The organism is Modestobacter italicus (genome assembly GCF_019799965.1).
In the GTDB taxonomy this organism is placed as follows: Bacteria; Actinomycetota; Actinomycetes; order Mycobacteriales; family Geodermatophilaceae; genus Modestobacter; species Modestobacter italicus_A.
The window spans coordinates 459,193-480,284 of record NZ_JABGCJ010000003.1 but is presented as its reverse complement, the minus strand read 5'-3'; the positions used below and the strand labels follow the sequence as shown (position 1 = coordinate 480,284).

Below are 21,092 nucleotides of genomic sequence, written 5' to 3'. Positions count from 1 at the left end.
CGGAACCCGGTGGCCGTAGTGAAACTCGCGATGCATCAGCACGCCGAGGAGTCTGCCACAGCCTGGACCGCGCGGCCAGGTCACGCCGTCCCCAGGCGACACGCGGGCCCCCGGCGGTGTCGGTGTCCCGGCCTAGAGTGGCGGGGCCATGAACTCACCCCAGCACACCGCTCCGCCGGCGCTCCACGATCCCGCGGGAGCCCCGGAGTGAGCAGCCCCCAGCACACCCTCCCCGGCACCGCCGCGCTCACCCGGCAGACCCCCGGCCAGGTCGGCCGCGAGCTCGACCGGATGCTCGCCGGCCTCAACGGCCCGCAGCGGGAGGCCACGGTGCACGAGGGCAGCCCGCTGCTCATCGTCGCGGGCGCAGGCTCCGGCAAGACGCGGGTGCTCACCCACCGCATCGCCTACCTGCTGGGCGCCCGGGGCGTGCAGCCCGGCGAGATCATGGCGATCACCTTCACCAACAAGGCCGCCGGGGAGATGAAGGAGCGGGTCGCCGCCCTGGTCGGCCCGCGGGCCCGGGCCATGTGGGTGTCCACGTTCCACTCGATGTGCGTGCGCATCCTGCGCGCCGAGGCCGCCAAGCTCGGCATGAAGAGCTCGTTCACCATCTACGACCAGGGCGACTCGGTCCGGCTGATGACGATGGTCGCCCGCGACCTCGACCTGGACGCCAAGCGCTATCCCGGCCGCAGCCTGGCCAACCAGGTCTCCAACCTCAAGAACGAGCTGATCGACGAGGAGTCCTACGCCCCGCAGACGGCACCGGAGAAGGTGCTGGCCGAGGCGTACGCGCTGTACCAGCGGCGGTTGCGCGAGGCGCACGCGATGGACTTCGACGACCTGATCATGACCACGGTGCACCTGCTGCAGGCCTTCCCCGACGTGGCCGAGCACTACCGCCGCCGGTTCCGGCACGTGCTGGTCGACGAGTACCAGGACACCAACCACGCCCAGTACGTGCTGGTGCGTGAGCTGGTGGGCACGCACGGCGGGCCGGTGCCGCCGGCCGAGCTGTGCGTCGTCGGCGACGCCGACCAGTCGATCTACGCCTTCCGCGGCGCCACGATCCGCAACATCGACGAGTTCGAGCGCGACTACCCCGAGGCCAGGACGATCGTCCTGGAGCAGAACTACCGCTCCACCCAGCGCATCCTCAAGGCGGCCAACCAGGTCATCGCCCGCAACACCGCCCGCCGGCCGAAGAACCTGTGGTCCGACGCCGGCGACGGCGAGCTGATCGAGGGCTACGTCGCCGACAACGAGCACGACGAGGCCGCCTGGGTCGCCGAGCAGATCGACGCGCTCACCGACGAGGGCACCGCCCAGCCGAAGGACATCGCGGTCTTCTACCGCACCAACAACGCCTCCCGGGTCTTCGAGGAGGTGTTCATCCGGGTCGGCATGCCCTACAAGGTCGTCGGCGGGGTGCGCTTCTACGAGCGGCGCGAGGTCCGCGACGCCGTCGCCTACCTGAAGGTGGTGGCCAACCCGGCCGACGTGGTCAGCCTGCGCCGGGTGCTCAACACCCCCAAGCGCGGCATCGGCGAGCGCGCCGAGTCCGCGATCGAGCGGTTCGCCGACCGGGAGCGCATCCCGTTCGCCAGCGCGCTGCGCCGGGCCTCGGAGGTGGGCGAGCTCGCCACCCGGTCGCTCAAGGCGATCCAGGAGTTCGTCGCGCTGCTGGAGGAGTTCGAGCAGCTGGTCGAGACCGGCTCCGGCCCGGCCGCGCTGCTGGAGAGCATCCTCGACCGCACCGGCTACCTCGCCGAGCTGGAGGCCAGCACCGACCCGCAGGACGAGGGGCGGGTCGACAACCTCAACGAGCTGATCTCGGTGGCCGCCGAGTTCGAGGCCGCCTCCCCGGAGGGCACGGTCACCGACTTCCTGGAGCAGGTGTCGCTGGTCGCGGACGCCGACCAGATCCCGGTCACCGGCGACGAGGCCGGGGTGGTCACGCTGATGACCCTGCACACCGCCAAGGGGCTGGAGTTCCCGGTCGTCTTCCTCACCGGCCTGGAGGACGGCGTCTTCCCGCACATGCGCGCGCTGGGCGACCCGCGGGAGCTGGAGGAGGAACGCCGGCTGGCCTACGTGGGCATCACCCGGGCCCGGCAGCGGCTGTTCCTCTCCCGGGCGACGGTGCGCACCAGCTGGGGGCAGCCGGCCTACAACCCGCCGTCCCGGTTCCTGGACGAGCTGCCCACCGACGCCGTCCACTGGGAGCGGCTGGAGCCGGCGCCCACCAAGGCGATGGGCTCGGCGCAGGCGCGGGTCGCCTCCACCGGGCTGTCCACCGGCGGGCTCCGAGGTGGTGCCGGCAACCGGCCGGTGATCAACGTGGAGATCGGTGACCGGGTCAGCCACGACGCGTTCGGGCTGGGCACGGTGGTGGAGATCAACGGCGCCGGCGACAAGGCCCAGGCGACCGTCGACTTCGGGTCCGGGGGCACCAAGCGCCTCGTGCTGCGGTACGCCCCGCTCGTCAAGCTCTGACCGGGCCGGTGAGCGGAGGTCCGGGGTCGGCGGACGACGTCGTTCGCCGGATCGAGACCGAGCTGGCCGACTGGTACGACCGGGACGCCGAGGGGCGCAGCACCCGCGCGATCGACCCCGAACGGGTGCGCCGCCGGGCGGAGTTCTGCGCGCTGCTGGCCACCGAGGGGCGACAGCGTGTCCTGGAGGTCGGCACCGGCCCCGGACGGGACGCCGTCGCCTTCCGCGATGCCGGGTCCACTGTCGCGGGGGTCGACCTGTCTGCCGCCCACGTGGCGCTGTGCCGGGCCTCCGGCCTCGACGTCCACCAGGCAACGGCGCGGGCGCTGCCCTTCGCCGACGACTCGTTCGACGCCGGATGGACGATGAGCACGCTCCTGCACGTCCCGGACGCCGAGCTCGGCCCCGCGCTCGCGGAGGTCCGCCGGGTGCTGCGGCCCGGCGCACCCCTGGCGATCGGGCTGTGGGCCGGCGACGACCGGGAGGGCCCCCGCGAGGACGACCCCCACGACCCGCCCCGGTCCTTCAGCTTCCGGTCCGAGCCGCACCTGCGGCGGCTGCTCGCACCGCACGGGGAGATCGAGCGGTTCGACACCTGGTCACCGGACGGGGCGCCGGAGACCGTCTACCAGTGGTGCCTGCTGCGGATGCCCTGAGGCACCGACGGGCACAGCGGTGCGGCCGTGCGACGGCGCGGCGTCAGCCGACGGAGAGGCCCCGGTCGCCCAGCCACGCCTCGGGGTCGATCGGCTTGCCGTTCATGCCGCCGCTGTGGATCTCGAAGTGCAGGTGCGGCCCGGTCGACTGGCCCTGGTTGCCGACCTTGGCGATCTGCTCACCGGCGGACACCACGTCCCCGGCGGAGACGCTGTAGTACTTCATGTGCCCGTAGATCTGGACGTTGCCGTCGGCGTCCTGGATGTAGACCGCGTTGCCGTAGCCCGAGGCCGGTCCGGCGCGGAGCACGACCCCGTCGGCCGCGGCGAGGATGGGCGTGCCCAGCGGGGCGGCCAGGTCCAGGCCCCAGTGCATGGTGCCCCAGCGCTGGCAGAAGCAGGTGGTCAGCCGGCCGTCGGTGGGCACCACGAAGTCCGGTTCGCGGGCGGCCCGGGAGGCCGCGATCTCACTGAGCCGGGCCTGTGCCTCGGCCTGGCTGATCTCGCCGCGGGCCCCGGCCACGTCCACGCCGCCGGAGAAGCTGGCGTCGGCCATGCCCAGTCCGTAGTCCTGCCCGGAGGCGACCGGGGCGACGTCGGAGCCGCCGGTGCCCAGCAGCGACGCGGCCAGCGCGCCGGCCACGGCCACGGCGAGCAGCAGCGGGGCGCGGCGACCGGGCGGGCGGGGCAGGGAGCGTCGGGGCTCGCGGTCGACAGCGGCGGGACCGGCGACCGTGCGGTCGGTGGCGGTGCGGTCGGTGGTGACGCGGTCGGTGGTGGTGTCGTCTGCGGTGGTGCGCGGACGGCGCGAGAGCAGCACCCGACGGGCACGGCGGGGCTCGTCCTCGGCCCGCCCCGGGTCGGCGGCGTCCGGGCCGTCACCGGTCTGGGTAGCGGCCCAGGCGTCGTCCCAGTCCCAGTCGTCGCCGGCCCAGTCGCCGGTCGCGGGCGCGGCGTCGCGGACGCGGTCGTCCTCGGCCCGGGTGCGGCCCACGGGCTCACGGAGACTGGTCAACGGGACACCTTCCGGCGGCGACTCCGCGACGGGGTCGCGGGTCTGACGGGCACCGGTCGGGGGAGCGGCCGGTGCGTGCGCAGTGGTTCGGTGACCCCGGCGGGAGTAATCCCATCGGTGTCATTCGCGGACGCTACGGACGGCCCGTGCGGGGTTCAACCACCTGACAGCACGTGTCGCCATGTCGTCACTGAGTGACGACACCCGTCACAGGGGCGACGTTCAGGCCTCAGATGCCACCGGAGCAAAGGTCAGCAGGACGGGCCGGCGACCACGGGTCAGGCAGCGGCGGGGACGGGCTCGTCGCCGTCGGTGCGGAGCCCCGCCAGCGTGGCGGCCACCTCGTCGACCACGCCCCGGTGGATCGGCAACGACATGTGCCCGACCCCGCGGACGAGCACGTTGCGGGCCTGCAGGTCGGGGTGGTCGCAGCGGCCGGCCGCGGACGGCACGACCATCTGGTCCAGGTCGCTGTAGACGGCGGTGACCCGGGTCCGGCAGTCCGGGGCCGGCATCGCCAGCTCCTGGAACAGTGCCGAGCCCGGGCGCAGCTGCCGGACCAGCCGGGTCGGCAGGGCGTGTGCCCACCAGCTGCCCCCGTGCGGCGTCCCGAGGGTCACCAGGGACTCGATCCGCTGGTCACCGCCCAGTCGCTGCACCAGGTAGCGGGCGACCAGGCCGCCCAGGCTGTGGCCGACGACGTGCACCCGGTCGTGGCCGGTCTCCCGGCAGATGCGCTCGACGTGCCGGCCCAGCGCCTCGGCCGCGCTCTCGACGTCGCGCAGCAGCGGGCTGTAGTTCCAGGAGCACACCTGGGCGAAGCCCCGCCGGCGCAGGCTGCGGCGCATCACCGCGAACACCGACCGGTTGTCGACCAGGCCGTGCACGAGCACGACCGGGATCCGGGCGGCCAGCGGATCGGCGGCGAACAGCGCCCGGGCCGCCGGCGGCTGGGTGCCGGGGCGGAAGCGGCCGTCCAGCCGCAGCCGCTCGGTGCGCGTGCCCAGCGGGTAGAGCAGCGCGTGGGCGCCCACCCAGGCCAGCTCGGTCAGGCTGCCGGTGAGCGCTGCGGGGGAGACCAGGGAGCGCAGGCCCTTGCGGACGGCGGTGAGCGGCGCCTCCGGGACGTCGCTCCCTGCCGGAGCGGTCGGCGCGTGCCACGCTGGTGCGGAGGGCAGAACGGTTCCGTGCACGCCGTCCTCCCCGTTCCGCCTCGGCACCGCGCTGGGCGGTGCGCCGTGCACGTGGTGTGCTCGCTGCCGGGACGGTAATGCCCCGTTGTGCTGGACGTCACACACCGGACACACGACACGCCCCGCGACCAGACGACCCCTCGAGGAGACGACCGTGCCCGCCCGTGACCGTGATCCCGCCACTCCCGCCGAGGGCGGAGGGGCGACGTCCGCGCGCCGGGGTGGCGGTGGGCGTGCCCGCGCGGTCACCCCCGCTCCGGCCACCGACCAGCTCGTGGTGGGCACCGTCCCGGTGCTGGCCCGCCTCGCGGGGCTGCTGCTCGTGCTGGCCGGCGCTGTCGGCGCGGTCGCCGTCTTCCCGACCTACCTCGTGGTCGGCGGCCAGGCGCTGCGGTTCGCCACCGGGCCGCTGGACGCCCTGGTCGCCCTGGTGGAGCCGGTGGCCACGCTCCTGGTCGGGGTCGGCCTGCTGCTGGGCCGGGTCCCGCGCCTGGGGCTGGCCTTCGCCGCGATCAGTGCCGCCCTCGCGGCCGGCCGGCTGCTGATCGAGCTGTACCGCGGCAACGGGTCGACGACCCGGCCGGCGATCGAGGTGCTCGCCGGCGAGCGGGTGCTCACCAGCTCCGTGGAGACCGGTGCCGGCTGGGTGCTGGGGGTGGTCGCACTGGCACTGACCGTGCTCGCCGGCTTGGTCGCGATCGCCGCATGGGGGCGCACGGTCATGGAGGACGGCGGCTCGCTGGACCCCGTCCGCCCGACACTGGCCGGTGCGGCCGTGCTGCTCTCGGTGGCCGCCGTGCTCTGCCTGGCCCTGCCGGCGGCCGACGTCCCGGACCGGGTGGTCACCGACCCGACCACCGGGCTGGAGACGGTGGTGGCCACCGAGGGGCCGCAGGCGCTGCTGGAGCGACCGGGACTGGCCCTGCTCGGCGGCCTCCTGCTGGCCGGCGCCCTGGTGCTCTGTGCGGTCATCGCCCCGTCGCTGCGGCCCCGCCTGGGTGCGGTGGGCGGCCTCCTCGCCCTCGCGGTGTTCCTGCTGGCCACTGCGCTCGCCGGGCTCCGGGACGCCGTGCACGGCGACGCCCTGGAGTGGACCGTCCCCGGCGCCGGGCTGCTGGTGCTCGCGGTGGGCGTGACCGCGCTGGCCCTGCTGGCGTGGCGGTGGCGCGCCGGCGACCCTCCGACCGAGGGGTGACGCAGACCACGCCCGGACCCCTAGAGTCCCCGGCGTGGCTACCGAACGCATCCGTGTGGTGATCGCCAAGCCCGGTCTGGACGGCCACGACCGCGGGGCCAAGGTCGTCGCCCGCGCGCTCCGCGATGCCGGCATGGAGGTCGTCTACACCGGGCTCCACCAGACGCCCGAGCAGATCGTGGAGACGGTGGTGCAGGAGGACGCCGACGCGGTCGGCCTCTCGGTCCTCTCCGGTGCCCACATGACCCTGTTCGCCCGGCTCGCCGAGCTGCTGCGCCAGCGCGGGGTCGATGACGTCGTCGTCTTCGGCGGCGGGATCATCCCCGACGCCGACCTGCCCGAACTGGCCCGGCTGGGCGTCGCCCGGGTGTTCACCCCCGGCGCGACCACCGAGGAGATCGTCGGCTGGGTGCGCGACCACGTCGGGGTCGGCGCGGAGGCCTGACCGCGCCCCTGGGTGCCGTCCAGCGGAAGAGACGGGTGAGACGTCCCCCTCGCTCGGAGGGCACGTGACGCGCGCCGACCGGGGGCGGGCTACGGTCCCTGCTCGTGGATCTCTTCGAGTACCAGGCCCGTGACCTGTTGGCCTCCCACGGCGTGCCCGTGCTCCCCGGCGGCGTCGCCGAGACACCGGAGCAGGCCGAGGCGATCGCACGGGAGATCGCCGCTCCCGTCGTCGTCAAGGCGCAGGTGAAGACCGGTGGCCGCGGCAAGGCCGGCGGCGTCAAGCTCGCCGACGACCCCGAGAGCGCCAAGGCGCGCGCCCAGGACATCCTCGGCCTGGACATCAAGGGACACATCACCCGCAAGGTGATGGTCGCCCAGGCCAGCGACATCGCCGAGGAGTACTACTTCTCCTACCTGCTCGACCGGTCCAACCGCACCTTCCTGGCCATGGCCTCGAAGGAGGGCGGCATGGAGATCGAGCAGCTCGCCGTCGAGCGCCCGGAGGCGCTGGCCCGCGTCCCCGTCGACGCCTCCGTCGGGGTCGACGCCCAGAAGGCCGCCGAGATCGTCGACGCCGCCGGCTTCCCCGCCGAGGTGCGCGACCAGGTCATCGCCATCGCCGTCCAGCTGTGGGACGTCTTCGCCAAGGAGGACGCGACGCTGGTCGAGGTCAACCCGCTGGCCAAGGCCCCCGACGGCACCGTGCTCGCCCTGGACGCCAAGGTGACCCTGGACGAGAACGCCTCCTTCCGGCACGCCGAGCACGACGCCCTCGAGGACGTCGCCTCCGCCGACCCGCTCGAGGCCGCGGCCAAGGAGAAGGACCTCAACTACGTCAAGCTGCAGGGCGAGGTCGGCATCATCGGCAACGGCGCCGGCCTGGTCATGAGCACCCTGGACGTAGTCGCCTACGCCGGTGAGGAGTTCGGCGGCGTCCGCCCGGCCAACTTCCTCGACATCGGTGGTGGCGCCTCGGCCGAGGTCATGGCCAACGGGCTGGGCATCATCCTGTCCGACCCCGACGTCAAGAGCGTCTTCGTCAACGTCTTCGGCGGGATCACCGCCTGCGACGCCGTCGCCAACGGCATCGTCGCGGCGCTGGGCCAGCTCGGCGACGAGGCCAGCAAGCCGCTGGTCGTCCGGCTCGACGGCAACAACGTGGAGGAGGGCCGGCGGATCCTCGCCGAGGCCGCCCACCCGCTGGTGACCGTGGTGGACACCATGGACGGCGCCGCCCGCCGCGCCGCCGAACTCGCCGCCTGATCGCCCCAGCTGAGAACAGGACACCAGAGATGTCGATCTTCCTCACCGAGAACAGCAAGGTCATCGTCCAGGGCATGACCGGCTCCGAGGGGCGCAAGCACACCCAGCGGATGCTCGCCTCCGGCACCGCCGTCGTCGGGGGCGTCAACCCCAGCAAGGCCGGCCAGAGCGTGGACTTCGACGGCGCCTCCGTGCCCGTCTTCGGCTCCGTCGCCGACGCCATGAAGGAGACCGGGGCCGACGTCACCGTCGTCTTCGTGCCGCCGAAGTTCGCCAAGGGCGCCGTCCTCGAGGCCGTCGACGCCCAGATCGGGATGGCCGTGGTCATCACCGAGGGCATCCCGGTGCACGACTCGACCTACTTCTGGGCGCACGCCCAGGGTGGCTCCACCCGGATCATCGGCCCGAACTGCCCCGGGCTGATCAGCCCCGGGCGGTCGAACGCCGGCATCATCCCGGCCAACATCACCCAGGCCGGCAAGATCGGCCTGGTCAGCAAGTCGGGCACGCTGACCTACCAGATGATGTACGAGCTCCGGGACATCGGCTTCTCCACCGCCGTCGGCATCGGTGGCGACCCGGTCATCGGCACCACGCACATCGACTGCCTCCAGGCCTTCCAGGACGACCCGGAGACCGAGGCGATCGTGATGATCGGTGAGATCGGTGGCGACGCCGAGGAGCGGGCCGCGGACTTCATCAAGGCCAACGTGACCAAGCCGGTCGTCGGCTACGTCGCCGGCTTCACCGCTCCCGAGGGCAAGACGATGGGCCACGCCGGCGCCATCGTCTCCGGCTCCGCCGGCACCGCCGCGGCGAAGCAGGAGGCCCTCGAGGCCGCGGGCGTCCGGGTCGGCAAGACCCCCTCGGAGGCCGCCCGCCTCATGCGGGAGATCGTCGTCGGCTGACGCCCCACCCGCGGCCCTCGCCGCGACGCGCACGCACACCGCTGCCCGGCACCTGTCCAGGTGCCGGGCAGCGGTGTCTGAGCGGGCATGCTGGAGGGGACGCACCGAGTCACCCGGTGGGCCCGCGCGGCGCCGTCGGCCAGGTGAGCGGATCGAGCAGGAGGAGGGCGACACGATGACCCCGAGTGGTCCGGACCAGTCGGGACACCCCGAGCAGGCCCCGTGGGCCGCCGGGCAGCCGGCGCCCGGGGCATGGCCGCCCAGCGGACCGGGCCGGCCCGAGCACGCGCAGCCCTGGCAGGCGGCCCAGCCGCCGTCCTGGCAGCAGGGGCAGCCGACCGGGCACGGCGACCCGGCCCATGGTCAGTCGCCGTACGGTCAGCCGCCGTTCGGCTCGTCGTCCTACGGCCCGCCGACGTACGGGCAGCCGTCGTACGGCGCCCCGCCCTCCTACGGGCCGGGACCGGCGTACGGACCGGCCCCGGGTCACGGGCTGCCGGCGCGGCCGTCGGTCGGCTTCGACATCCGGCGTCTGCGGATCGCCGACCACGCCGTGGCCGCGGCCACCCTGCTGACCCTGGTGTTCATGGTCCCGAACTGGGACAGCGACGGGTTCTTCTACGCCTACAACGGGTTCGACGTCTCACCGATGACCTTCGGGTTCCTGCTGCTCCTGCTGGCCACCGCCTGGACGGTCGTCGCCGCGGGGGCCGATCTCCGGCCGCAGGTGCCGCGGGGCGTGGTCACCGTCAGCCTGACCGGGCTGGCCCTGCTGATGACGCTGATCGCCTGGCTCCGCACCTTCGCCGACGGGTTCAGCGTGCCCGCGTTCCTCACCCTGCTGGCGGTGACCACGGCTGCGACCTTCGCCGTGCTCGGCCTGCTGCCGGAGCTCCGCGCCCGCCCGGCGCTGACCGGCCAGCTGGGCCAGGCCGCCGCGTGGGCCAACCAGCCGGGGCCGGGGTCAGCCGGGGCCGGGGCGACGCCCCGGTCCGCCGGGTGGCAGCCGCCCCAGGGTGCCGGGTGGCAGCCGCCCCAGGGTGCCGGGTGGCAGCCGCCCCAGGGCACCGGGTGGCAGCCGCCCCATGCCGCCGGCTGGCAGGCCCCCCAGCAGCCGCCGTGGTCCCCGCCCGGCGCGCAGGGCTGGACCGCCGGCCAGCCGCCGCACGGCGGTGCCAGCGCCTGGCGGCAACCGGACCAGGACGGCGCGCCGGGCGGGCCGCAGCCCCATGACCGGGGCTGAGCCCGGCCGGCCGGTCCACCTGCCCCCCGGGCCGGCCCGTGGTGCGCCGCGGCCGGTCGGGCGGGTGACCCGGGCGCGACGGCTCGGGCGGCGGGTGCTGTCCCGGCCCCGGCTGGTGGTGCCGGCGGCGGCCCTGCTGTACCTGGTCGGGATGAGCCTGCCCTGGTTCCGGATGCCGGGGTCCGGCGGCCGGGCCGCCCTCACGGTCAACGGCTTCGACGCCGGGATGCTGGTCGCCGCGGCCGGTGCGCTGGGGCTGGCCGCGGTGTGGGCAGTGCTGCCCGGCCGCGTCCTCCCTCGCCTGCCGTTCCCCGCCCCGCTCGTCACGGCCGGGCTGACGGTGCTCTGTCTGCTGCTCACCGTGCCCGAGTGGCTCACCACCTCCGACCGGGGCTTCACCTGGGCCGGGTTGCTGACGGTGCTGAGCGCCGCGGCCGCGGCTGCGGCGGCGCTGACGGCCGCGGTGGCCGCCGTCCGGTCCTGGCCGCCGGCGCCTCCGCGGTCGGCCGCCGGCCCCGCCGCGGAGGGCGTGGAGGAGGGGGCCGCTGGTCCGGAGGGGGACGGGGGCGCCGGGCAGCCGGCGGAGACGGTCCCCGATGGGGAGGTCGTCATCGCCGGTCCCGGACTGGGCCGGCCGTGGGCCGTCGAGGCCCGGGAGTGACCCGGCACCACGTCGGCGCGTGCACCGCACACCCGGTGGCCGGGCTTGCGAGAGTGGGGAGGTGACCTCGCTGCTGACGCGCTTGCCCTCGCTGGGGGGTCCCGGGGCGGGTGCCCGGCGTCGTCCGGTCGGCTGGCTGGCCGGAGGGGCCGCCGTCGCCGTCTCGCTCCTGGGGCTGCTCGGGCTGGGGCTCGCCCTCGTCGTGGTCCAGACGCTGGACCCCGACGGGGGGATGCCGGTCGGCTCCTCCGCCCGCCTGGCCGGTCAGCTCTGGCTGCTCGCCCAGGGGGGCGAGCTGCAGCTGGCCTCCGGGCCGTTGCGGCTGGCGCCCCTGCTGCTGACCCTGCTGATCGCCTGGGGGCTCAGTCGTGCCGCGGGCTCGGTGGTGACCCTCCGGGAGCTGCGCACCGTGGCCGAGGTCGCGTCGGTCCTCGGCGTGGTCGTCGGTGTGCACGTCGCGGGCACCCTGGCCCTGGCGCTGCTGGTGGACACCCCGGGCGCCGACGTCGGGCTGCCGCGCACCCTCCTCGCGTCGCTGGTGCTGGCGCTGGTGGCGGCCGGCTGGGGCGCGTTGCGCGACTCCGGGCTGAGTGCCGAGGTCGCCGACCGGTTCCCCGGACCCGGCTCCGCGCTGGCCCGGGCCGTCGTCGCCGGGACCCTGACGCTCGCCGCCTGCTGCACCGCGGTGGTCGCCGTCGCGCTCGTCGACGACGTGGCCGGGGTGAGCCGGCTGATCACCGGGCTCGGTGGGGCCAGCGCCGGGGCGGCAGGCCAGGTGGGCCTGAGCCTGCTGGTGCTGCCCAACGCCACCGCCGCGGTGATGGGGCTGGCCGCCGGGCCCGGTTTCCTGGTCGGGGCGGGGACCCTGGTCTCGGTCGGCGGGGTCACGCTGGGCAGCGTGCCGGCCCTGCCGCTGATGGCGGCGCTCCCCGACACCCAGGCCGTCCCGCTGCTGGCGTTCGTCTCCCAGGTCCTGCCGGCGCTGGCCGGGCTGGTCACCGGAGCGGTCCTCGGCCGGCGGCTGGGCGACGCGGACGGCGGCACGGTCACCGCTGCGCTGTGGGGCGTGGTGGCCGGCGTCGGGGTCGGGGTGTCGTCGGGGCTGTTCGTGCTGGTGGCCAGCGGCCGACTGGGCGACGGAGCGCTCGCCGAGGTGGGCGCGCCCGCGCTGGCCACCGGCCTGGCGATCGCGGCCCAGGCGGGCCTCGCCGCGGCCCTGGCGGCGGCGGTCAGCCGCTGGCGGTCCCGGGGCTGAGGGAGGCCGGCGGGCCAGTCGTCCGCGCGCCGGGGGCGTCCGCCGAGCCCACCTCGGGCGGGCACCCACGAGGGGGCCGGCGCCCGGCGGGCTAGGGTCCTACCCGTGTCCGCCGACGCACCCGCCGTCCCGCGGTCCGGTCCCGTGCCGTCCCGGGTCGTCGTCCTGCTGTCCGGCGCGGGCAGCCTCTGCGCGGCCCTGCTGGCCGCCGCGGCCGGCGGTGAGGCCCCCTTCCAGGTCGTCGCCGTGGGCTCCGACCGGGTCGGTGCCGCCGGGCTGGACCATGCCCGCGAGCACGGCGTCCCCACCTTCGTGACCACGCTGACCGAGCACCCCGACCGCGCTGCCTGGGACCGGGCGCTGGCCGCCGAGCTCGTCGCCCACCGGCCGGACTGGGTGGTCTGCGCCGGCTTCATGAAGCTCCTCGGCCCCGCGGTGCTCGGCGCGTTCACCGACCGGGTGGTCAACACCCACCCCGCGCTGCTGCCGGCCTTCCCCGGCGCCCACGCCGTCCGCGACGCCCTCGCCGCCGGGGTCACGACGACCGGCGCGACCGTGCACCTGGTGGACGCCGGCCTCGACACCGGGCCGGTGCTGGCCCAGCGCGAGGTCCCGGTGCTGCCCGGGGACGACGAGACGCGCCTGCACGAGCGGATCAAGACCGTGGAGCGCGAGCTCCTGGTGCAGACCCTGACCGGCCTGGTGACCCGGGCCCGCACCGAGCCGACCGTTGGACGAACCGAGGAGACCACCCGATGAGCGACCGCACCCCCGTCCGCCGCGCCCTGCTCGGGGTCTACGACAAGAACGGCGTCGAGGAGCTGGCCCGCGGGCTGGCCGCGGCCGGGGTGGAGCTGGTGAGCACGGGGGCCACCGCCGCCCGGATCGCCGCCGCCGGGGTCCCGGTGACGCCGGTCGAGGAGGTCACCGGCTTCCCCGAGTGCCTGGACGGCCGGGTCAAGACCCTGCACCCCGCGGTGCACGCCGGCATCCTCGCCGACCGGCGCAAGCCCGAGCACGTCGCCCAGCTGGACGAGCTGGGCATCGCCGCCTTCGACCTGGTGGTGGTCAACCTCTACCCGTTCAGCGACACGGTGGCGTCGGGTGCCTCACCCGACGAGTGCATCGAGCAGATCGACATCGGCGGCCCGGCCATGGTCCGCGCGGCGGCGAAGAACCACCCCTCGGTCGCCGTGGTCGTCGACCCGGGCCGCTACGAGGAGGTCGTCGAGGCCGTCACCGCCGGCGGCTTCACCCTCGCCCAGCGCCAGCAGCTGGCCGCCGAGGCGTTCCGGCACACCGCGGCCTACGACGTCGCCGTCGCCTCCTGGATGGGCAACGTGCTCTCCCCGGACGACGAGAGCGGTTTCCCCGAGTGGGTCGGCGGGAGCTGGGAGCGCACCGACGTCCTCCGCTACGGCGAGAACCCGCACCAGGGCGCAGCGCTGTACCGCAGCGGGCAGTCCGGGCTCGCCGACGCCGACCAGCTGCACGGCAAGCAGATGTCCTACAACAACTACGTCGACACCGACGCCGCCTGGCGGGCCGCCCACGACCACACCGACCCGTGCGTGGCGATCATCAAGCACGCCAACCCGTGCGGCATCGCCGTGGGCGCCGACATCGCCGCCGCCCACCGCAAGGCGCACGCCTGCGACCCGGTCTCGGCCTTCGGCGGGGTGATCGCGGCCAACCGCGAGGTCGACCTGACCCTGGCCGAGCAGATCTCCGAGGTGTTCACCGAGGTCGTCGTCGCCCCCTCCTTCACCGAGGACGCGCTCGCCGTGCTGACCGCGAAGAAGAACATCCGGCTGCTGCGCATGCCGGAGGCGCCGCGGCTGTCGGTGGAGCTGCGGGCGATCAGCGGCGGCCTGCTGCTGCAGACCGCCGACCGGTTCGACGCCCCCGGCGACGACCCGACCAGCTGGACCCTGGCCACCGGCTCCCCGCTGGACGCCGCGGGCCTCGACGACCTGGTGTTCGCCTGGCGTGCGGTGCGCGCGGTGAAGAGCAACGCGATCCTGCTGGCCAGCGACAAGGCCACCGTCGGGGTCGGCATGGGCCAGGTCAACCGGGTGGACTCCGCCCGGCTGGCGGTGGCCCGGGCGGGGGAGCGGGCGGCCGGGTCGGTCGCCGCCTCCGACGCGTTCTTCCCCTTCGCCGACGGGCTGCAGGTGCTGCTGGACGCCGGCGTGCGTGCCGTCGTCCAGCCCGGCGGTTCGGTGCGCGACGCCGAGGTCGTGGCCGCCGCCGAGGCCGCCGGGGTCACCCTCTACCTCACCGGCACCCGGCACTTCGCGCACTGAAAGGGCCCCCTCGCCCCCCACCGCTCGCAGGCTCGCGGCGGGCCCCTGCGAGGGGGCCGGGGGGCGGTGGGGGCTCAGCGGTGGCGGGGGCCGGTCATCAGCGCCTTGAGCGCGCCGAGGAAGCCCAGGACGGCGACCGCGGCGGTGAACCAGGCGCCCACCGCCCACCGCTCCAGGTCCCAGTTCGCGTCGGCCAGCGGCACCAGCACCGCGGCAGCGACCACCAGGCTGACCAGCAGCGCCAGCGCGCCGAAGAACCGGTGGGTCTTCGCCGGCACGAACACGAGCAGGCCGAGGACGAACAGCGCGGCGCCGCCGAGCGCGACCGCCAGTGGTTGCCAGGTGTCCCGGTCGACCAGCCCCTGCGGGTCGTCGGCCAGGTCGTCGAAGCCGTCGCGGACCAGGTCCAGCCCGGTGTCCCCGCCGTTCACCCAGACCAGCAGCAGGCTCACCCCGGCGGCGATCCCGGCGAGCAGGAGCAGCAGCCCGGCGACGTTGTCGGCGCAGCGCACCCGCACCGGGGCGTCCCGGTGCTCCGGGGTGGTGGTGCGCTCGTCGTCCAGGTCCGCGTGCCGCCCGCCGGCCGCCTCGTCGTCCAGCAGCCAGGGAGCCGGCGCCGCGGGGGCCGCGCCGGAACCGACCGGCGGGCCCACGACCACCGTCTCCTGCCGGGACTGCCAGTCGGCCTCCGGCTCCGGCCGGTGCACGACCTCGGTCGGCTGGTCGGCCAACGGCTGACCGGTGGAGGCCGTGCTGCCGTGCGGGGCGTCACCGGGGCCCGTCGCGGACCGGTTGTCGGGCTGGCTCATCGGGGGCTCCCTCCGTGCGCGGGCGCCTCGCCCCCGCGCCGCTGTCCGTGCCGTCGAGCCTAGGGCCGGCCGCTGCGTCGGGCAGACTGCAGCACGTGACGGCGACGACTCTGGACGGCAAGGCGACGGCGGCGGCTATCCGGGCGGAGCTGACCGAACGGGTGGCGGCGCTGGCCGCGGCCGGACGGCGCCCGGGCCTGGGCACCCTGCTGGTCGGCGACGACCCGGGCAGCCGCTGGTACGTGTCGGCCAAGCACAAGGACTGCGCCGAGGTCGGCATCGCCAGCATCGAGCGCGAGCTGCCGGCCACCGCCGAGCTGGCCGACGTGATCGCCGTCGTCGACGAGCTCAACGCCGACCCGGCGTGCACCGGCTACATCGTGCAGCTCCCGCTGCCCCGCGGCATCGACGAGAGCGCAGTGCTCGAGCGGATCGACCCGGCCAAGGACGCCGACGGGCTGCACCCGGTGAACCTCGGCCGCCTGGTGCTGGGCGTCCCCGGGGCGCTGCCCTGCACGCCCGTGGGCATCGTCGAGCTGCTGCGCCGCTTCGACGTCCCGCTGGCCGGTGCGGAGGTCGTGGTCGTCGGCCGCGGGGTGACCGTCGGCCGGCCGCTGGGCCTGCTGCTCACCCGCCGCACCGAGAACGCCACCGTGACCCTGTGCCACACCGGCACCCGCGACCTGGCCGCGCACACCCGGGACGCCGACATCGTGGTCGCCGCGGCCGGGGTGCCCGGCCTGATCACCGCCGACATGGTCAAGCCCGGGGCAGCGGTCCTGGACGTGGGCGTCAGCCGGGTCGACGGGAAGATCGCCGGTGACGTGGCCGCCGACGTCCGGGAGGTGGCCGGCTTCGTCGCGCCCAACCCCGGGGGCGTCGGGCCGATGACCCGGGCGATGCTGCTGGCCAACGTCGTCCTCGCCGCGGAGCAGGCGGTCGGCGCCGAGGTGCTCACCGCGTGACCAGGCCCGCGGGCGGTCCGGCGCCAGGGCGGCCGCCGCTGTACCTGCGCCGGCCGCTGCTGGCCGGCTTCCTGCGGCAGTGGCCGCTGTTCCTGGTCATCGTGGTGGTCGGCGTCGGCCTGCTGCTCGTCGCCGCCGCCCAGTGGCGCACCGGGCTGGTCCTGATGGGGGTGGCGGTGCTGGTGGCCGGCCTGCTGCGGCTGCTGCTGCCGGTCCGCCGGGTGGGCTTCCTCGCCGTCCGCAGCCGGGCGGTCGACGTCACCCTCACCGGCGCGGTCGGGGTGGCCGTCGTCGCCATCGCGCTGGCCACACCGCCCACCTGATCGGAGGAGGCGGCGGCCCCGCATGGCCGTCCGGGGCCGCCCGGGGCTAGGTTGGCGGGCATGGCAGAGCGGGCCCGGAACGGCAAGGTGACCGTGGTCGGTGCCGGTTTCTACGGCTCGACCACCGCGTTGCGGCTGGCGGAGTACGACCTGTTCGAGACGGTGGTGCTCACCGACATCGTCGAGGGCAAGCCCGAGGGGCTGGCGCTGGACATCAACCAGTCCCGCGCCATCGAGGGCTTCGAGACCCGGGTGGTCGGCGTCGGGGGCGGCTCCTACGCGGGCACCGAGGGCTCCGACGTCGTCGTCATCACCGCCGGCCTGCCCCGCAAGCCCGGCATGAGCCGGATGGACCTGATCGAGACCAACGCCGGGATCGTCCGCCAGGTCGCCGAGAACGTCGCGCAGACCTCACCGGACGCCGTCGTCATCGTCGTGTCCAACCCGCTGGACGAGATGACGGCGCTGGCGCAGCTGGCCACCGGCTTCCCGAAGGCCCGGGTGATGGGCCAGGCCGGGATGCTGGACACCGCGCGCTTCACCAACAACGTCGCCGAGGAGCTGGGCGTCCCGGTCTCCTCGGTGCGCACGCTGACCCTGGGGTCGCACGGCGACACGATGGTCCCCGTCCCCTCCCGCTGCACCGTCGACGGCAGGCCGCTGTCCGACGTGCTGCCCGCCGACCGGATCGCCCACCTCGTCGACCGCACCCGCAACGGCGGGGCCGAGGTCGTGGCGCTGCTCAAGACCGGGTCGGCCTACTACGCGCCGTCCGCGGCCGCGGCCCGGATGGCCCGCGCGGTCATCACCGACAGCGGCGCCGTCATGCCGGTGTGCGCCTGGGTGGACGGCGAGTACGGCATCTCCGGGGTCTACCTGGGGGTCGAGGCCGAGATCGGCCGACAGGGTGTGCGGGCGGTCGTCGAGGGCGACCTGTCCGACAGTGAGCTGGCCGGCCTGCGCGAGGCCGCCGAGGCGGTTCGCGCCAAGCAGGCCGATGTAGCCGACCTCTGACCACGACGGTCAGAGCTGCAGAAGGGGAACCAAGACACGTGAGCAAGATCAAGGTCGAGGGCAAGGTCGTCGAGCTCGACGGCGACGAGATGACTCGGATCATCTGGCAGTTCATCAAGGACCAGCTGATCCTCCCGTACCTCGATGTCGACCTCGAGTACTACGACCTCGGCATGGAGAACCGCGACGCGACCGACGACCAGGTCACCGTCGACGCGGCCAACGCGATCAAGAAGCACGGCGTGGGCGTCAAGTGCGCCACCATCACCCCGGACGAGGCGCGGGTCGAGGAGTTCGGCCTCAAGAAGATGTGGCGCTCCCCGAACGGGACGATCCGCAACATCCTCGGCGGCGTCATCTTCCGCGAGCCGATCATCATGCAGAACGTGCCGCGGCTGGTGCCGGGCTGGACCAAGCCGATCATCGTCGGCCGCCACGCCTTCGGTGACCAGTACCGGGCGACGGACTTCAAGTTCCCCTCCGCCGGCACGCTGACCGTCACCTTCACGCCGACCGACGGCTCCGAGCCGATCGAGCACGAGGTCTTCCAGGCCCCCGGCGCCGGCGTCTCGCTGTCGATGTACAACCTCGACGACTCGATCCGCGACTTCGCCCGGGCCTCGCTCAACTACGGGCTCAACCGCGGCTACCCGGTGTACCTCTCCACGAAGAACACGATCCTCAAGGCCTACGACGGCCGGTTCAAGGACATCTTCGAGGAGGTCTTCCAGGCCGAGTTCAAGGCCAAGTTCGACGAGGCCGGGATCACCTACGAGCACCGCCTCATCGACGACATGGTCGCCGCCTCCCTCAAGTGGGAGGGCGGCTACGTCTGGGCCTGCAAGAACTACGACGGTGACGTGCAGTCCGACACCGTGGCCCAGGGCTTCGGCTCGCTCGGCCTGATGACGTCGGTGCTCGCCACCCCGGACGGCAAGACCGTCGAGGCCGAGGCCGCGCACGGCACGGTCACCCGGCACTACCGCCAGCACCAGCAGGGCAAGGAGACCTCGACGAACCCGATCGCGTCGATCTTCGCCTGGACCCGGGGCCTGGCCCACCGCGGCGTGCTCGACGGCACCCCCGAGGTCACCCGGTTCGCCGAGACCCTCGAGCGGGTCTGCATCGAGACCGTCGAGAGCGGTCAGATGACCAAGGACCTCGCCCTGCTGATCAGCAAGGACGCCCCCTGGCTGACCACCCAGGACTTCCTCGCCGCCATCGACAGCAACCTCCAGAAGGCCATGGCCTGACGACAGCTGTCGTAGCAATGGCCTGACAGCCGCACCACCGACCGGCCCCCTCGCCCACCGGGCGAGGGGGCCGGTCTGCGTTCCGAGCGGTGTCCAGATCGGGTTGGTGGCTGGCTCGATCCCATGGAGGCAGCCACCAGCCCGAGGTGATCACCGCCCTGTGGACGGCGCCAGCGCCGGGTGGGCCGGTCGCGGCAGTCTGCCCGGGTGTCCCGTCCGCCACACCGCCCCGCCGTGCTGCAGGGGCGGGTCTTCCGTGGCACCTGGGCGACGGACGCGGGCCTGGTGACCCGGGCGCAGCTGCGCAGCACTGCCTGGCGCCGGCTGCGCGAGGACGTGTACGCCGACGCTGCGCTGCCCGACACCCATCGGCTGCACCTGCGCGGCGTGGCACTGCAGATGCCCCGCGGTGCGGCCCTCGGGGGGCGGAGTGCGGCCGACCTGCACGGGATCCACGGCGCAGCGGGGCCGGCCGACCCCGTCGAGGTGGTGGTCCCACGGGGCGTGCGCTGGGACCCGGCGCCGGGCATCGTCGTCCGCACGGCCGACCTCGACGGTGCAGTGGTGGCCCGAGGACCCTTCCTCCGCTGGACGACGGGCGTGCGGACAGCGGTCGACCTGGCCCGGTTCGCACCTCTGGACGACGCGGTGGTCCTGCTCGACCAGCTGGTGCACGCGCGGGTCGTGGACCTTGCAGCGGTCCGGGCGGCCGTGAGCGCCCTGCCGGTGTGCCGCGGGTCGGCGCGAGCCCGCCGGGCCGCGGCAGCCGCGGACGGGCGGGCCGAGTCGCCCCAGGAGACCCGGGTGCGGCGGCTCCTCCTGTCCGTGCCCGGCCTCCCGGCGCCGGTGGCGCAGTACGAGGTGACCACCGGTGGGCGCCTTCTGGTCCGGGTCGACTTCGGCTGGCCCGATCACCGCGTCGCGCTGGAGTACGACGGGGTGTGGCACGACGCGCCCGGCCAGTTCGTGCGGGACCGGCAGCGGCTCAGCGCACTGGCCGCGGCCGGCTGGCGGGTGCTGGTCATCACCGCAGCCGACCTGAGGACCCCCGCAGAGCTGATCGCCAGGCTGCGAGCGGCTCTGCGGTGATCACCTCGGGCTGGTGGTCGCCTCCGCGAGGCGGATGCAGCCACCAGCCCGTTCTCGACCGGTGTGCAGCGCGGCGTCAGCTGCCGAAGAGCTGGGTCCACCAGGGGCCCCCGGGGCCGGTGGCGACGCCGACGCCGAGGGTGCGCAGGTCGCAGTTGAGGATGTTCTTGCGGTGGCCCGGGCTGGCCATCCAGTCGGCCATCACGGCCGCGGCGTCCGGCTGGCCGGCGGCGATGTTCTCCGCCCGCGCGTACCCGACCCCCGCTGCCTCGGCACGGGCGAACGGGTCGACCCCGTCGGGGTTGACGTGGTCGAAGAAGTCGCGGTCCCGCATGTCGGCGCTGTGCGCCCGGGCCACCGCCGCCAGGCCGGCGTCCGCGCTGACCGGCGCGCAGCCGGCGGCGGCCCGCTCGGTGTTCACCAGCGTGAGCACCTGGCCCTCGGGACCGGGCGCGGCCGGTGCGGCCGCTGCAGCGGGCGGCGGGGCGGGCGCCGGGGCCGGGGCGACGGACGGCGCGGGGGCGCGGGGCGACGGTGTGACCACCGACGGCGGGGCCGGAGCCGGATCGGGCTCCGGGGACGGGGCGGGCGTGCTCACCGGCGAGGGGACGGCGGTCGTGGTCTCCACCGGTGCGGCGGCCGAGCTGCTGGTGGCCGGTGCCGTCGCGGAGGTCGTCGCGGGGTCCGCGGACCCGGTGGCGGGCGGGGTCCCGTCGGCGCGCGGGTCGACCTCGGTGGTGCTCGCCGCATCGGCGAGCCCGGGCAGGGTGCCGCCGCTGAGCGCGGCGGTCAGCGCCACGGCGGCGACGACGACGGCGAGCAGCAGGGGCGCCCACAACGGCCGGTCGCGCCGGGTCCGGGCGGCGGACGGCGGGGTCGGGCGGTGCGGCACGGCGTCATCCTCAGGGCAGGTCACGGTTCGTTACCCGAGCGAGAGTAGCCGTGTGCGGAGGGTCAGCGGTGGGCTTCTCGGGGAACACCCGGTCGGGCGGCGCTGT

General features: G+C 74.8%; 20 protein-coding genes. 16 read left to right on the top strand and 4 right to left on the bottom strand.

The features are described from left to right. Positions 1-207 precede the first annotated feature (207 nt). Together pcrA and HLA93_RS09820 are read left to right on the top strand one after the other, a co-directional pair. Positions 208-2,499: a DNA helicase PcrA gene (gene pcrA, locus HLA93_RS09825; protein ID WP_222194190.1), complete on the top strand. Its 2,292-nt coding sequence runs from the start codon at positions 208-210 to the stop codon at positions 2,497-2,499. Positions 2,500-2,507: 8 nt separating this feature from the next. Continuing rightward, a complete protein-coding gene (locus tag HLA93_RS09820) occupies positions 2,508-3,155 on the top strand; it encodes a class I SAM-dependent methyltransferase (protein WP_222194189.1) in 648 nt (215 codons plus the stop codon). A 43-nt stretch (positions 3,156-3,198) separates the two neighbouring features. Here the strand turns inward: HLA93_RS09820 and HLA93_RS09815 are convergent, their stop codons facing one another. Then, on the bottom strand, positions 3,199-4,170 hold the full coding sequence (locus HLA93_RS09815) for a M23 family metallopeptidase (protein ID WP_246626157.1): 972 nt from the start codon (positions 4,168-4,170) through the stop codon (positions 3,199-3,201). A 278-nt stretch (positions 4,171-4,448) separates the two neighbouring features. Beyond that, entirely contained in the window at positions 4,449-5,363 is a 915-nt protein-coding gene (locus HLA93_RS09810; RefSeq protein ID WP_222194188.1) for an esterase/lipase family protein, read from the bottom strand. A 154-nt stretch (positions 5,364-5,517) separates the two neighbouring features. On the opposite strand from HLA93_RS09810, the gene HLA93_RS09805 reads away from it, so the two are divergent. From HLA93_RS09805 to purH, 9 genes are all read left to right on the top strand, one after another. Continuing rightward, positions 5,518-6,558: a hypothetical protein gene (locus HLA93_RS09805; protein WP_308128041.1), complete on the top strand. Its 1,041-nt coding sequence runs from the start codon at positions 5,518-5,520 to the stop codon at positions 6,556-6,558. A 34-nt stretch (positions 6,559-6,592) separates the two neighbouring features. After that, complete coding sequence (locus HLA93_RS09800; RefSeq protein WP_222194187.1) at positions 6,593-7,003, top strand: cobalamin B12-binding domain-containing protein; 411 nt, start codon at positions 6,593-6,595, stop codon at positions 7,001-7,003. A gap of 104 nt (positions 7,004-7,107) precedes the next feature. Further along, complete coding sequence (gene sucC / locus HLA93_RS09795; RefSeq protein WP_222194186.1) at positions 7,108-8,268, top strand: ADP-forming succinate--CoA ligase subunit beta; 1,161 nt, start codon at positions 7,108-7,110, stop codon at positions 8,266-8,268. Between the two features lie 29 nt (positions 8,269-8,297). After that, positions 8,298-9,176, top strand: coding sequence for a succinate--CoA ligase subunit alpha (gene sucD / locus HLA93_RS09790; protein ID WP_222194185.1), 879 nt, complete (start codon positions 8,298-8,300; stop codon positions 9,174-9,176). Positions 9,177-9,351: 175 nt separating this feature from the next. Then, positions 9,352-10,419: a hypothetical protein gene (locus tag HLA93_RS09785; protein ID WP_222194184.1), complete on the top strand. Its 1,068-nt coding sequence runs from the start codon at positions 9,352-9,354 to the stop codon at positions 10,417-10,419. After that, the gene (locus HLA93_RS09780; protein ID WP_222194183.1) at positions 10,406-11,080 is read left to right on the top strand and encodes a hypothetical protein; all 675 of its coding nucleotides are present in this window, start codon (positions 10,406-10,408) and stop codon (positions 11,078-11,080) included. Before HLA93_RS09785 ends, HLA93_RS09780 begins: the two co-directional genes overlap by 14 nt. A gap of 61 nt (positions 11,081-11,141) precedes the next feature. Next, complete coding sequence (locus tag HLA93_RS09775; protein ID WP_222194182.1) at positions 11,142-12,335, top strand: cell division protein PerM; 1,194 nt, start codon at positions 11,142-11,144, stop codon at positions 12,333-12,335. Between the two features lie 105 nt (positions 12,336-12,440). Beyond that, positions 12,441-13,094, top strand: coding sequence for a phosphoribosylglycinamide formyltransferase (gene purN / locus HLA93_RS09770; RefSeq protein ID WP_222194181.1), 654 nt, complete (start codon positions 12,441-12,443; stop codon positions 13,092-13,094). After that, on the top strand, positions 13,091-14,641 hold the full coding sequence (gene purH / locus HLA93_RS09765) for a bifunctional phosphoribosylaminoimidazolecarboxamide formyltransferase/IMP cyclohydrolase (protein ID WP_222194180.1): 1,551 nt from the start codon (positions 13,091-13,093) through the stop codon (positions 14,639-14,641). Before purN ends, purH begins: the two co-directional genes overlap by 4 nt. Before the next feature lie 74 nt (positions 14,642-14,715). On the opposite strand, the gene HLA93_RS09760 is transcribed toward purH, so the two are convergent. Further along, positions 14,716-15,450, bottom strand: coding sequence for a hypothetical protein (locus HLA93_RS09760; protein WP_222194179.1), 735 nt, complete (start codon positions 15,448-15,450; stop codon positions 14,716-14,718). Between the two features lie 95 nt (positions 15,451-15,545). On the opposite strand from HLA93_RS09760, the gene HLA93_RS09755 reads away from it, so the two are divergent. The 5 genes from HLA93_RS09755 (at position 15,546) to HLA93_RS09735 (ending at position 20,094) form a co-directional block, all read left to right on the top strand. Further along, positions 15,546-16,415: a bifunctional methylenetetrahydrofolate dehydrogenase/methenyltetrahydrofolate cyclohydrolase gene (locus tag HLA93_RS09755; protein WP_222194178.1), complete on the top strand. Its 870-nt coding sequence runs from the start codon at positions 15,546-15,548 to the stop codon at positions 16,413-16,415. Next, entirely contained in the window at positions 16,412-16,738 is a 327-nt protein-coding gene (locus HLA93_RS09750; protein WP_222194177.1) for a DUF3017 domain-containing protein, read from the top strand. The genes HLA93_RS09755 and HLA93_RS09750 overlap by 4 nt, the downstream gene beginning before the upstream one ends. Positions 16,739-16,798: 60 nt before the next feature. Continuing rightward, positions 16,799-17,752 (top strand): malate dehydrogenase, encoded by a 954-nt coding sequence (gene mdh, locus HLA93_RS09745; protein WP_222194176.1) that lies wholly within the window; start codon positions 16,799-16,801, stop codon positions 17,750-17,752. A gap of 38 nt (positions 17,753-17,790) precedes the next feature. Continuing rightward, positions 17,791-19,005, top strand: a complete 1,215-nt coding sequence (locus HLA93_RS09740) for an NADP-dependent isocitrate dehydrogenase (protein WP_222194175.1) — start codon at positions 17,791-17,793, stop codon at positions 19,003-19,005. Between the two features lie 207 nt (positions 19,006-19,212). After that, complete coding sequence (locus HLA93_RS09735; protein WP_222194174.1) at positions 19,213-20,094, top strand: endonuclease domain-containing protein; 882 nt, start codon at positions 19,213-19,215, stop codon at positions 20,092-20,094. 76 nt (positions 20,095-20,170) lie between these two features. Here the strand turns inward: HLA93_RS09735 and HLA93_RS20885 are convergent, their stop codons facing one another. Next, the gene (locus tag HLA93_RS20885; RefSeq protein WP_308128040.1) at positions 20,171-20,986 is read right to left on the bottom strand and encodes a CAP domain-containing protein; all 816 of its coding nucleotides are present in this window, start codon (positions 20,984-20,986) and stop codon (positions 20,171-20,173) included. Between the last annotated feature and the right edge of the window lie 106 nt (positions 20,987-21,092).